11 protein-coding genes are annotated in these 12,829 nt (G+C 38.8%); 2 read left to right on the top strand and 9 right to left on the bottom strand.

Annotated elements, in window-relative coordinates; translation table 11 throughout:
• Positions 1-36: 36 nt before the first annotated feature.
• The 4 genes from ACX5J7_RS17595 to ACX5J7_RS17580 all read right to left on the bottom strand — a co-directional run bounded on the left by ACX5J7_RS17595 (position 37) and on the right by ACX5J7_RS17580 (position 5,531).
• Entirely contained in the window at positions 37-813 is a 777-nt protein-coding gene (locus tag ACX5J7_RS17595; protein ID WP_498707709.1) for a sulfotransferase family protein, read from the bottom strand.
• A 9-nt stretch (positions 814-822) separates the two neighbouring features.
• Positions 823-2,910, bottom strand: coding sequence for a DUF6077 domain-containing protein (locus ACX5J7_RS17590; RefSeq protein WP_498707708.1), 2,088 nt, complete (start codon positions 2,908-2,910; stop codon positions 823-825).
• 206 nt (positions 2,911-3,116) lie between these two features.
• Positions 3,117-3,914, bottom strand: a complete 798-nt coding sequence (locus ACX5J7_RS17585; protein ID WP_498707706.1) for a hypothetical protein — start codon at positions 3,912-3,914, stop codon at positions 3,117-3,119.
• Between the two features lie 612 nt (positions 3,915-4,526).
• Positions 4,527-5,531: a glycosyltransferase gene (locus tag ACX5J7_RS17580; RefSeq protein ID WP_498707705.1), complete on the bottom strand. Its 1,005-nt coding sequence runs from the start codon at positions 5,529-5,531 to the stop codon at positions 4,527-4,529.
• A gap of 114 nt (positions 5,532-5,645) precedes the next feature.
• On the opposite strand from ACX5J7_RS17580, the gene ACX5J7_RS17575 reads away from it, so the two are divergent.
• Positions 5,646-6,533 (top strand): O-fucosyltransferase family protein, encoded by an 888-nt coding sequence (locus tag ACX5J7_RS17575; RefSeq protein ID WP_498707704.1) that lies wholly within the window; start codon positions 5,646-5,648, stop codon positions 6,531-6,533.
• Between the two features lie 4 nt (positions 6,534-6,537).
• Positions 6,538-7,779, top strand: coding sequence for a glycosyltransferase (locus ACX5J7_RS17570; RefSeq protein WP_498707702.1), 1,242 nt, complete (start codon positions 6,538-6,540; stop codon positions 7,777-7,779).
• Between the two features lie 38 nt (positions 7,780-7,817).
• Here the strand turns inward: ACX5J7_RS17570 and ACX5J7_RS17565 are convergent, their stop codons facing one another.
• The 5 genes from ACX5J7_RS17565 to ACX5J7_RS17545 form a co-directional block, all read right to left on the bottom strand.
• Positions 7,818-8,816 (bottom strand): glycosyltransferase family 2 protein, encoded by a 999-nt coding sequence (locus ACX5J7_RS17565; protein ID WP_498707701.1) that lies wholly within the window; start codon positions 8,814-8,816, stop codon positions 7,818-7,820.
• The gene (locus ACX5J7_RS17560; RefSeq protein WP_498707699.1) at positions 8,809-9,294 is read right to left on the bottom strand and encodes a serine O-acetyltransferase; all 486 of its coding nucleotides are present in this window, start codon (positions 9,292-9,294) and stop codon (positions 8,809-8,811) included. The genes ACX5J7_RS17565 and ACX5J7_RS17560 overlap by 8 nt, the downstream gene beginning before the upstream one ends.
• 69 nt (positions 9,295-9,363) lie before the next feature.
• Positions 9,364-10,578: an oligosaccharide flippase family protein gene (locus ACX5J7_RS17555; protein WP_498707698.1), complete on the bottom strand. Its 1,215-nt coding sequence runs from the start codon at positions 10,576-10,578 to the stop codon at positions 9,364-9,366.
• Positions 10,571-11,545, bottom strand: coding sequence for a UDP-N-acetylmuramate dehydrogenase (gene murB / locus ACX5J7_RS17550; protein ID WP_498707697.1), 975 nt, complete (start codon positions 11,543-11,545; stop codon positions 10,571-10,573). The genes ACX5J7_RS17555 and murB overlap by 8 nt, the downstream gene beginning before the upstream one ends.
• Complete coding sequence (locus ACX5J7_RS17545) at positions 11,542-12,816, bottom strand: UDP-N-acetylglucosamine 1-carboxyvinyltransferase (RefSeq protein WP_498707696.1); 1,275 nt, start codon at positions 12,814-12,816, stop codon at positions 11,542-11,544. Before ACX5J7_RS17545 ends, murB begins: the two co-directional genes overlap by 4 nt.
• Positions 12,817-12,829 lie beyond the last annotated feature (13 nt).

Raw genomic sequence — 12,829 nt, 5'->3', positions numbered from 1 at the left:
TTCTTCAAATTTTACGAGTTTTAACTACAGTTTATGTTACAAGAGTACGCTTTGTTGAGCTTTGGAATCTAATAATATTCTTACTCTGTTGTAAGCACTTTGGCAGCGTCTAAAATATTGACTCTCTGAGTAAGGAACCTGAGCAGGTATTAGCTCAGACTGAATTATTTCCCCTGCTAAAAGTGAGCTTGATGAATCACCAGCTTTTTCTTTACCGGTGTTATGCATTTTCTCATACTTCGTAGATAGCGGGGTTTCAAGCTCAAGAAATTGAGAAATTTTTTGTAGTGTTAAAGCTGGTTTCGATTTGATTGCGTCCGCATCAAAATATAAGTAGTTGAATTTTTTTACTGATGCGATATCAGCAAGAAGGTTAAGCCTTTCACAGTAATAAGCAGCAGCGAATTCAGGGTTTGTAAATTCATGGCCGGGATTTATTTTTTGGTACAAGGATACAACACTTGGGATGGTAAATTCTGGCGCTCTAATACTTATCAGAAAGTGGCTTTTAGGGTGCTTTTGTATACGCTCGCTGATGTAGTGTTCGTTGTGAAGTACTTTATCAAACATATATATACTGTTTTTCTTTATGCTATGTTCTTGGGAATAAAGTATCTTTTGACGCATTAAGCTTTTTAAACTGTAATAGCCTATGTGCATTTCGTAATAGCCATTAATTTGCTTATGACTACCGAGCAAATGTCCCATTAAACTCGTATTAGCTCTCATATGGCTAAGTAAAAAAAGGTGCTTCTTGCTAGAAAGTAAAGAGGGAGTAGTTATTATCGAGCGTAAAGCTTGGGAATACGACATTAGCTTTGTTTATCCTATAACTCTATAGATACCCCAAGCATCTAGTTGTGCTAAAGGTTTCAACGAAAGAGAGTCTATAATTTCTTGGGGTAAAGTCTTGGCCACGATTACTGTTATACCGGCTAAATTAATAGATGATTTGTACAATTCCAACTGCTCCACAGTTAACGTATCAAGGCTGTCTGTTAGGTCTTGAAGGCGTTTCCTTAACTCTCTGTCTTCAGTTGTAAAATATGGTTGGCCCCAATATAGAGGTCGTGAAGCAATGAGTCTCGCGTCTCTAGGTAGCATGGGGAGCATTTGTGCGACAATATCTTGCGCAACAATAGTATCGGATTCTGATGTAACGCGAACCGTTTCTTTCGCAGCATGCATGGCTTCGAAAGGAACCTTGTGAAAAATGAAGGATGATGAATATCTTTGTAAAGCATAGCCCCCATTAAGTACTGTGAAGACCGCAAAGATTGAAAACAAAATCGGATATGACAATGTTTTCGCGTGCCTAGCTAACAAAGGGCTATTCGGAACGAAAAGCTGCAATATCGCGATTGAATGTTGAATTATTAATGCACTGCTTAACGCAATAACCAGTGATAGCGGAACTGCCCAGTGATAGCGCCAGATAAGGTTGCCTGGACCTATGGTATTGCCGAGGAAGCTTGCCAATGGGTGACTAAAGCAAAGTATTAATATTAGGCCGAGCCAGCGAAGTGAAAGCAGTCGCTCCTTAGTTTGCGAAACGTAAGTCGCTATAAGCGCAACAAAAACGATACTCAATATGATAAAAAGGGAATAATTGTCGCCAAATAACCAATACATTGACGATATTGGACGTTCAGCAGGTTGCATTGGTAACACTGTAGATAACGTAGAAGTTAACGCTAAATTTTCATCAATGTTGGCTAATGTGGCAACAGGAGAGTATGAATCTACCTTGGCGATTGCCGTTTTAACGACCACTAACATCACTAAATTAGGTAAACTAACTAAAGCTAAGAGTACAAGGTTCTTCAATAAAACTTTTATACTCCATTGGGAAAATGCCAGGAGAGAGATGCCGGCTACCAGCCCTGCAATATAGAAGCCAGTGCTCGAAACGCCGCCGCAAGCAACCATCGCTAAACCTGTTGCTATCAAGTAACGACGCGAGTTGGTTTTACACCATAATAAAATCATTAGACAAGTCAATGGCGCGTAGAGCATAAGAAGTAGCGCTTTACCTTGAAAAAATCGAGGTATAAAGAAAAAGCCGTGCATGTGATTATGGGTAGACCAAAGAAGCAAAAAAGTTAGGGAGAAAAGGGTACCCATTAATGCTTGTTGCGGAACAAAATGTCTGACAAAAGTATAAGTTATCCAAGGTACAAAAATAACCATAATACAGGGCGCAATTGTATAGTACCAAGTGAGGTGGTTAATGCCGCTAAAATACGATAATGAAGCAATAATAAACTCCCAACTTTGGCCGAGGTTTAGTGCAAAAATGTGGTTCGGTAAGTTTTCATTGTAAATGGTATCAATAGAAAAAAGGGGGGCTTCGGGATGTTGTAAAAGCCCTACTATATAAGAAATGAAATGTGTATCGTCGGCATTATTTACATTGCTCAGTAGATATAGAAAGACTAACAATATAGAACACAAACTTAACCATACTATGTGACTTTTCGGTGCTTCTTCTGAAGAAATGATAGCTTCGTGATTGCTTGTGGTTACCTCAGACAACAATAGTGTTGCACTACCAGTTGCAGCAATAAACCATGTATAGCTAAATTCATTATCAATGCCGAAAGCCGTAATAAGTAGCGCGATTACAAAAGTAATGGCACTGAAAATTAATTGGCTCTTTGAGCGTAAATTAATTTTATCAGTAGAAGCGTTTACCGTTGGAGCAATGACTGCGCTGAAAGTATTCAGCTTGACTAACACCGCTAACAGGGCAGAAAAAAAGACAATAAACGGAAAGGTAGTATTTAGGTCTGCAAATGCCATTCCCAAGCTTTGCGCCGGCCACAAAATAAAACAGCTAGTTGTAATCAAAAACAACAAAAAACTAAAGATAGTTTCTAAAGCACGCACAAGAAACAAAGTGACACTCATTATTTTGAAAGTCCGTTTATTTTATTCAGTGCATTAGCATACAAACAAAAAGGCTCACTTTAAATTGGTAATTGCAGATATAGCAAAAGTTATTCAGATAGGGGCGTTATTGAGAGCCTTTAACAGATTCTTTGTAAGCACTTATGGAAGTATTGCTAATTAGTACCGTTGTCATCTTATCTTTAGATATATATTAGAGTGTATGCTTACTGTCTGCAAAACTTCTGGTAAATCAGGGGCATTGAATTCTTGTCTCTAATGAAATGCATCGCACAGTAGTCCCAACGGACGAAACGGTTGAGCTTGGAAAGCCTTGTGTACTCGCTAGGAAACAACATCAAGTGTGTATAATAAAGTTCATTTTTGCTGCCTAGTAAATGACTTATCACTCGATCTTCTCCTTGGTTATTATTGAGCTCATTAGCGACGAGATGATTTATGTGTTCGAGCGTAATTTTAGCTAAAACTCGCAGCAGTAGTTGAGTGTCAATAATATATAACCCCCCTTGGTAAAATTCATAATTGTCCCAGTGCCCATCGCCGCAAGAAAGTAAATTCGAACGGGCAATTCGGCTCAATTTAGAGCTTTCAAAAAATAGTATGTCGGAGTCTACTTTGGCGATGAAGTCTCCTTCAGGGCATTCTTCACAAATGTCCAGAAAAGCGCCAAATTCTGCCATTGTCGACTCAGAAGATGCCCATGAAAAGTTATATATTTTTTTGAATGTCAGTCTTTCATCCAATGCTTTCAAAGATTTTTCTTCAGTTTCTGAAAAAGGCGCTTTTTGGTCTACAAATACGTATATTTTTCTTATTTCTTTGCAATAACGTACCAGGGTTTTTATTGACAAATATAGAAAGGGGTAGTCGGGTCGATAAGAAAAGTATACAAAGTTAAATTGCCTCACATTCTTTGAGAAATTTAGCATTTTAAGGTCGTTAAGCCAGCCTGTAATCGCTTTGTCAACAACGTTTCTACCAATTGGAGTGTTGGCTAATATCATCGAAAAACCTTCTGCATCTGCTAAGTTGAGCCTGACAAATATGTCTTTATTGTTAGTACACGACGTTTTAAAAGGAGACTGAGGGGGGGGCGTTTGCGACACGCACGCTTATCAAATACGATGGTAAGCTTTCTAATCCTTCAGAACTTCTCACTTCCTTTGTTTTAATATTAACCTAAGTGGTTAAATTTTCAACTGTCTTGGCAAGTCTTTAAAAGTAGATTTGAGTAAAGCGAGTATCTCAGTAACTTTGCTATCCACACTTAAATAGACCCACAGTTTTAACCACATAAGCGCAGACGTCGAGGCCACTAAATGTAGTAGTTTTTGATTTATTTATCGTGTAGGGCGCTGAGGGTTAATAGTTCTTGAACTTCAAAAATGCGTTAAAGTGGAGTACTTTCGTGGCCGTCCGGTAATCTCCACGTTCAATTTATCAGATAGCTAGCTACTGCAAGTTATTCTTTTTTTATTAAGTTTAACACCTCCGTGGCTAAGTAAACGAAAAGAAGTGCAAGGTCGGCTCAACTTAGGGGAAGCACTGGCACAAGGCCAAAACCTTAATTAACAACGCTAAGGACACCCGCAAAGCAAATTACAGCACTGATGCTATTAATTCTTAATTACTTTCTGTAAAACCACGTTCGAAACAAGGTTTGAAATAGTCTCACGAAACTTCGAGTTTATTTCGACATATCTTTCGCGCGACTGTTCGCCCCTGGTTTTCAGTTGCTCAATATCTGTTTGCAATATTTCTTCTATCTTTTTTTCTAAATCTGTTACACAAATTTCGTAAAGATCGCTGAAATATCGTTGCTCCTTAGCGTTAGCCTCAATAAGGCAGCCTTCATCTGTTACCAGTTCGGCCATAACACCGTTGTTAGTTGTTAAAACAATCGCACTTGTAGACAGCCCTTCTACAATTGTATGCCCAAAACCTTCAGCTTCAGATGGACACAAATGAACACCGTGAGTGTTAGCTATATGTTCTAGCTCTTTATCTGTTATAAAATTAGTTATTAGCCTTATATTGTCATGCTCAGAAAACTCTGCGGCTTCAGGTAAAGAAGATATTACGGTTATTTGTGGCCACTCTGGGTGCTTAGACCAACATTCTAGCACTGCCAAAGTACCTTTTTGAGGGCTTTTGCCTCCTACATGCAAAAACTTGCTGTAGTCTGGCTTTACATTGGGAAGGTTTATATCTTTAGAGGAAAAGCCTAAATAATAGAGTTCAGAAGCTGTACTTTGTACTTTTGTAAGCGCGTACTTACTTTTTACAAAAGTTATTACATCGCTTTTAGCCATTTCCGTAGCACTTAAACTTCGTAGCCATTCTTGATTTGGAATAAAAATGTTCAAATCGTTAAATCGTTTAAAGCCACTTTGCACCTCTTCGAGATGAAATGCGACTTGTTTTCTAAAGGTAAACTTTCGAAAGACGATTCCAATAAGTTGAAAGAAAACGAAGGCAATACCTTTGTTTTTGGATATTATATGGATATTGGTATTAGGGAGGCATGAACACCATGCAGAGGAAAGTATCTCTGCGTCGTTTAACAGCCCTTTCGAAGCGACTGGTAGAAAAATGTTAAGGTGTACTTTAAGGTTTTTCATAAAGCGTTTATTATTTTTGTAGCTATGTTATAACTTGGCGTTCTTTGGAATTAAATGTAAAACTCGTCTTAATATTACACACTTTACTAAGAAAAGGGAGTTTTATGGAGAGTTGTGAATGCCGCAAGTGGCGGTCATAGGTGGGCGATAATGAAAAAAATTATAATTTTTGCACATATTTTTTTGAGGAGATATGTTTTAAGAAGCAGTAGATTACCTGTCCATATAGATTCCTCACACGGTTTGTTTGCACAACTAAATTGGTGTTTGTATATTGCTTACTACTGTGAAAAAAAAGGGCTCAGACCTACTTTTAAACTCACTAATGCCAATTACTTTGATGACAGTTCATGCTTTCTCGGGTGCGTTTTCAAACACGAGGGTTGCTGTGATTCCCGGTTTTTAAAAATTAAACATATTTCTGAATTTCCTATTTCCCCAAGGCTATACCAAGAAATAAGCATTGCAAAAGCCCACTTACTTTTTTTTGATTTATTTTCATTGCAAGAAAAAATAAAAAAGTATACAGACGAGTTTGTATCTAAAAATTTTGGGAAGTCTGTTTTAGGTCTTCATTTAAGAGGTACTGATAAAAAAGCTGAAGCTCCACCACTCACTGAAGAAATGATTTGTCAAAAAGTTGATGCTTACTTGGAAAAAAACAAAGTTGATACAATATTTGTGGCATCAGATGAAGCAAGATTTATATCATTAATCAAAGAGAGTTATGAATCTAATGAAATTCATGTCTGCTTTCATGAGGACCTAATCAAAAGTCAAGGCGGTTTACCTATACACCTCAACAATAATTATGGGGATAAGGAGCAAAAACTGTTTGAAGCTTTGGTCAATAGCCTGTTATTGTCAAGAACTGATTATTTAATAAAGGGCGCATCTTTTCTTTCTGCTTGGTCCTGCATTTTTAATCCTAACCTTTCAGTCGAGTTGATTAATATCCCTTACAAAGAGAGCCTTTGGTTTCCTGATTCTAAATTGATTTGATAATATGAAAATATTGCATGTTTGTACCAGCGACTTAGCTGGAGGGGCTGCTCGGGCGGCATTTAGATTACACCGAGCGCAACGAAAAGCTGGGATGGAAAGCTTTATTCTTGTAGTAAATAAGGCTTCCGACGATCCATTTGTTCTATCCGTCTCAAAAGCGAGATATATCTTTATTACTATAGCCAACGCGTTTCAACGAGTTATAGTGCGCAAGCAAAAGACAAAAAATACCACATTGCACTCAATAAATTTGTTCTCTTGTGGCCTACACAGGGTGATCAACAGTTTCAAACCCGACATAGTAAACTTACATTGGATTTGCGGAGAGATGCTTGCAATCCAAGATGTGAAAAAAATAAAGTCGCCAATAGTGTGGACTATGCACGATATGTGGTCATTTTGTGGAAGTGAACATTATGCTGATGAAGGGCACTTTTTAAGATTTGAAAACGGGTATTCACCTTCAAACCGCTCTGAAGACCACGTTGGTTTTGATATAGATCGCTGGACTTATTCTAGAAAGGTCAAACATTGGAAAAACCTCAAAGTCAACATAGTCACTCCAAGTAAATGGCTTTCTCAATGTATATCAAAAAGCAAATTACTATCAAAACAAAAAATAGAAACGATCAGTAACTGTATTGATCACGGTGTTTTCAAGCCTTTTGATAAATGCGCTGCACGAACTCTATTGAATTTACCGTTAGATAAAAAATTGATACTTTTTGGAGCGTTTAATAGCACTTCAGACCCCCGTAAAGGTGTACATATCTTAAGAGATTCCTTGAAGACCATTGTTAGAGAAGATGTCGAATTGGTCGTATATGGCGCAAGTCGAGGAGATATTGAGACCCAGACTGGTATTAAGACTCATTATCTAGGGGTTTTACATGACGATTTTTCGCTTGCTGCAGCATACAGTGCGGCCGATGTATTCGTAGCTCCTTCATTACAAGATAATTTACCCAATACTCTCGTTGAGTCATTAGCATGCGGGACTCGCTGTATTGCTTTTGATATTGGAGGAATGAGCGACTTAATTCCTAACGACAAATTTGGTCGGTTAGTTTCACGAATTAACTCGGAGGATCTTACAGAAGCTATTTCTCAAGAATTATCGGTCCAATATTCACCTTCCATCGTCGCAAGTCTTTCCGCGGACCTAAGAGACGAAAAACTAATTGTCAAGAAATATATTAAAATATATGAAAAAGCAATAACTAGTTCCACAGATAGAGGTTGACGTTGTTCTACATCTTTTAATATGTAAAACAATTTATGCTAAGAACGGATCCACGTAGTTCGTTTTGGGTGTTTAGAAAGAATCTGCATCAAAAAGTGACCTAGGAAGGGTAAGGATACTAATCGAGTGAGGATATCTACCAGGAACCGTCGCAATGTGTTTTTTTCTTTTCTAGCGAGACACATGAAGTGATATGCGGCTTTTTTGTCACCTTTCACGAGCAATTCCAATACTTGACCTGAAAGAAAGTTAGCCATTGACGCAGTGGGAAGCCTGTAAAATGCAGCTGCATTTCCCTTGGTAGATATTAAGTCTTCATTTAGCGTATTGGATTGCATGAAGCACTGTTTTGCAAGTTCAGCATAGTATGCCTGATCTAATGCTTTCAGTCTGTTTGCTGACACCCCTTCTTTTCCAAAAATTCCCCTCTCATAAAGAAATTCAGGAATTACATAAAAACACCCAAGCCGAGATAGGCGCAACCACAAATCGATATCTTGTGAATACTTAAAAAATTCTCGATAACCACCTACTTCATTGTATGCGGTCTTTCTGAACATAACTTCGCCGTGGCTGAAAGGATTGTTCCCTGATAAAAAGTCTTTCGCTTCTGGACTTAACTTTGGAAAAGTAACTGGGGTTTTTAACTCATTTTCGCAAAGCGCGTGGACATTGTGGTAAAAGCAGCCTACCGCGACTTGTTTGGGATTAGTCGACAATATCTTATGCTGCTTATAAATTCGTTCAGGCAGTGATACATCCCCATTTCCTTGAATTGCAATGAACTCCCCTTGCGAATTATTAATAGCTAACTTGATTGCACCCGTAAAGCCTCTATTCTCTGAAGTTATAATGCGAAAGCGTCTGTCATCAATACTCTGAAGTATGTTACTTACTTTGCTGTCTGTGCTGCCATCATTAACTATGACTACTTCAAATGAGCAAAAGGTTTGGGTTTTTAGTGACTCAATAGTCTTTTCGAGAAATTCGCTTCTGTTAAAAACAGCCATACAAATGGAAACTGTTGGATTACTCATATTTAGCCTCCTTGCTTCTGCCTGGAATTCCAACTATTACGCTATTAGGTTGTACTGAACTCGTGACCACGCTATTAGCACCAAGTGTCGAGCCTTTCCCGATAATTACATCTCCAATGACGACGACGCCAGCAAAAATAGTTACATCATCTTCTATATTAGGATATCTGCCTTCTTTACCCTCACCTAACCTTGCAGCGCCCAAGGTTACGTTTTGGAAAATCGTAACGTTATTTCCTATATTGCACCCTTCACCAATTACGATACCTACAGGGTGAGGAAAACGAATATCTTTCCCGTATTTGGCTTTAGGGTTTATATAGCAACTAAACTTATTCCTTATTTTCTTTTCAAAGTACCTTTCTCGAATGTCATTAATAAAAGAATAACGTCCAACAACTAGCATTTTTCGAAGATAATCTTCTAAGCTCGAATCATTAAATATATAGTTAATAAGGCGTCGTTTAATATTCTTCATATTTTTATGCTTTTTATATCATTAGACTGGATAATAATGAATTCCCCAATAGGTATGCGTCCAGTTTTTTTAAAAAAAATAAATGGTTATTAGTGCTGAAACGATGTAACTGGAACTAGTTGAAATTGCTGCTCCAATTGCGCCTAGTGATGGTATTAATAGGATATTTAACCCGATATTGACTAATACCGAAGTGAGCATTATGTATATTCCATACTGAGGCTCTCCCTGACCCGCGTAAAATGCATTGATAACTTTAAAGTAAACACCAAACGCAATACCGGGAATGAGCCAAAGCATTACATCAGGAACATGCTTGAATGATTCTCCAAATATCGGCACCGTTAGCCAGAAGGCCCCAATGTATACAGATAGGCTGCAGATTAACGTAGCCCAAAATGTTAGTCTTGCAGATTTTGCTACGGTTGAATAAAGGTCTTGAGTTGTACTGGAAGAACTTGCTGACATTAATGCAAAAACAACGGCGGTGACGAGTTGCCAATTCAATTCCGAGAGTTGTACGCTAAGAGCATATAGTCCTAATTCATGTTCTGACGACAAGTAAGTCATGAGCAAAATGTCAGCTTTGTAATTAGCATCAATCAGAAACAATGCTACAGCATACACGATACCTTTTTTAAACATCTCACTAAAGACATGCCGTGAAACTTTGAGAGATTTCTTTTCGCTTTTAGCAAAATATAAGTACAAGGTTAAACTGAAGTTCAGTAATGAAGAGACAAGTGTGCTCAGCACTGCGAGAAATACTGATAAACCAAAGACGACTTCAAACAAAATAAGTAAGAGTAAGTTCAAAGCTTTCTGCCACCAAACTACTCTGTTAAAGGCTGAAATTGCGCCTTTCCCTAGGAATACACCACGAAAAGCATTTACTGAGAGAGTTAAAGGTAGTGTACTCGCAGCCGCGACTATCAGGGAAAGTGTGAGGTACTCAGGTCCGAACAAGTACATTGTCATAATAACTAAGCCAGTACCGAGAGAGCCAGCCATCACTATGTAAACGAATAGGCACCCTAAAATGGTGTCATCCTCAGCTAATTTTTTACCAGTAAAGTACATAGCTGCCTGACGCATGCCGCCTTCGACCAGAGCGCTGAAAAGCTGTGGGTAAACAAATACAGCCGCTAGCATACCTCTACCTTCTGTACCCAAAAAACGTGCGACGATTATTGTTGAGAGCAGGCCAACAAGAAGTGATAGCATTTGGGTTGAAAAGATAGAGGTTATATTTTTAAAAAGGGGCGATGAGCGGTTCTTATCCATATTTAAGTTCGGCAATTATATGGGCTGGAGTTAATCCACCAAAAGAGTCAACGTAATGGGCTTCTGCATCCATTAGATAACCTGTTTTTTGGAAAACGGCTTTGCGCGACAAATGGATTAGGTAAAGAATATCGTCGCTTGAAGCTTGCCCATTGTTAACTATGAAATTAGCGTGAACCTCAGAGATTTGCGCCCCGCCTCTGCTAAACCCTTTTAAGCCTGCCTTTTCAATCATCATGCCTGGAGGTCCGAATTCTTCGTACATCTTTGGATTACTTATGAATACTGAGCCACAACTTGGTAGCTTTCTTGGAAATTTAGCTGAACGAGCCCTCAAAATTGCTAGCATATCTCTTTTAATTTGTTTTGAAACGCCCGATTTAAGCTGCATCTTCGCCGAAACAATAATCTCACTATTCTTTTGAAAGAGGGATTGGCGATAAGAAAAATTACAATCTTTGACATCTCGCTCAATTGTATCGCCTCTGGGGGTGAGTGATTTTACTGACAAAAGAGTTTCAGATATCGATCTTCTCAGGCTTCCTCCGTTCATGTAAATTAATCCGCCAAAAGTCCCGGGAATCCCACAAATATGTTCAACACCTTTAAGGCCTTTTTCCGCCAAGTTACGTGCAAGTTTAGGTACCCAAACACTACTACCAACTAAAACTAAATTCGGCTCTAACAAACTAATCACGTTTAAAGCTTTAGTCATCACGATGATAGGAACCTTTATCATGTCATCCGTAAACAAAAGGTTCGAAGTGCAGCCCACTAGAAGGTAGGGCAGGCCCTCCTCATCACACTTTATCAGCGCACATTTAAGTTGCTCGATGTTCTGTGGAACAATTACTAACTCAGCTTTTCCGCCAGCTTTCCAGTAACTATATTCGCTTAAATTAACATTGCAAAACGACTCTCCGATATTAGAGCTGCTTTTTAAAAATAGATTCTGGAGAGGTGTCATTTTATGATTTCTATTTTTGCGCCCAGTGAACGCATTTTTTCGTAGAAACGGTCATAGCCTCTTCCAATTTGCCAGGCGTCGTCAATCAAAGTCGTACCATCAGCAATAAGACCTCCAAGGCTTAGTGCGATACCTGCTCTCAAGTCTAATGCTTTGACCTCAGCAGCAGACAGTGATTCACCGCCGTTAACCACAAGCATATTGCCATTTTCAAAAGAGTTTAATCCCATTTTATTTAGCTCTTTTGCGTACGCATAACGACCGGGAAATCGGAGGTCTACGAATTTAGATTGACCTTTTGCCTTTGCTGCATACACAGCTAATATTGGTTGCATATCAGAATTAATGCCGGGGTAGGGGCCAGTACTCAACTCAAGGGGAAAACAGCGAGAGCCCTTTACGATCATCGAATTTTTGTGCTTATAAATTTTCGCCCCCGATTCTCTCAGGTAAATCAAGGGAACCTCAAGGTGCTCATATGGAAAATCAAGAATCTCAACTTCTCCATTTGTAATCGATGCGCCTACAAGCCAAGTCAACGCTTCGACATTATCAGGGATAACCTCATGAGTAGCACCTCTTAGATAGGGTTTTCCTCTAACTTCGATGTGCTCTTGTCCATGGACTATAATTTCGGCACCCATAGAATTTAGAAGCGAAATTAAGTCTAAGATTTCGGGTCGCACATGAGGATTCCAAATTCTTGATGTACCCTCAGCCAAGCTACTTATCAAAATCGCATTCTCTGTAGCACCTGTCGAGCGCATAGGTAATTTTACCTCACAGGCCTTTGTCCGTCCTTTGTATTTTTTCTCTGCAATTAAAAAACCATTAACTTCGGACACACTCGCGCCGAAGGCTTCAAGTACCGTAATATGTATGTCATAAGCTCTGGATGATCCTTTCTCACCAATACTACATCCCCCAGGCAATGGAACCGCACCATAACCGAACCGAGTAAAAAGAGTACCTAAAATCAGTAATGTATTTCTAATAGAGCGACCATCCCAGTCTAGCGTTGTCTTACACTCTTTCTGCTCCGACACAATAAGCGTATCACCGAGTACATGAGTAGTTTTACCTAGCTCATTAAGCATTTCTTTATGGACTTGTGCATCCAATAATGACGCTGGGTAGTTGCTTATTGAAACATCTTCATTAGTCAGTAACGTTGCAGCCATCAACCTAAGGACAGAGTTTTTTGCACCACTAACTTTTACAGTTCCTTGTAGTGTAGAATTTTGGATCGCAATTTTATTGAACGTTTTCATCTTCTTCCGTTTA

The organism is Alteromonas infernus (genome assembly GCF_902705815.1).
Note: the sequence above shows the minus strand (reverse complement) of the source record. Positions and strands in the feature narration are given on the sequence as shown.

Excerpts from the sequence above, each read along its gene's own strand:
- ACX5J7_RS17580 (WP_498707705.1), bottom strand. The coding sequence starts at position 5,531 with ATGAAAAACCTTAAAGTACACCTTAACATTTTTCTACCAGTCGCTTCG.
- ACX5J7_RS17595 (WP_498707709.1), bottom strand. The coding sequence starts at position 813 with ATGTCGTATTCCCAAGCTTTACGCTCGATAATAACTACTCCCTCTTTA.
- ACX5J7_RS17545 (WP_498707696.1), bottom strand. The coding sequence starts at position 12,816 with ATGAAAACGTTCAATAAAATTGCGATCCAAAATTCTACACTACAAGGA.
- murB (WP_498707697.1), bottom strand. The coding sequence starts at position 11,545 with ATGACACCTCTCCAGAATCTATTTTTAAAAAGCAGCTCTAATATCGGA.
- ACX5J7_RS17570 (WP_498707702.1), top strand. The coding sequence starts at position 6,538 with ATGAAAATATTGCATGTTTGTACCAGCGACTTAGCTGGAGGGGCTGCT.
- ACX5J7_RS17555 (WP_498707698.1), bottom strand. The coding sequence starts at position 10,578 with ATGGATAAGAACCGCTCATCGCCCCTTTTTAAAAATATAACCTCTATC.
- ACX5J7_RS17560 (WP_498707699.1), bottom strand. The coding sequence starts at position 9,294 with ATGAAGAATATTAAACGACGCCTTATTAACTATATATTTAATGATTCG.
- ACX5J7_RS17565 (WP_498707701.1), bottom strand. The coding sequence starts at position 8,816 with ATGAGTAATCCAACAGTTTCCATTTGTATGGCTGTTTTTAACAGAAGC.
- ACX5J7_RS17590 (WP_498707708.1), bottom strand. The coding sequence starts at position 2,910 with ATGAGTGTCACTTTGTTTCTTGTGCGTGCTTTAGAAACTATCTTTAGT.
- ACX5J7_RS17585 (WP_498707706.1), bottom strand. The coding sequence starts at position 3,914 with ATGATATTAGCCAACACTCCAATTGGTAGAAACGTTGTTGACAAAGCG.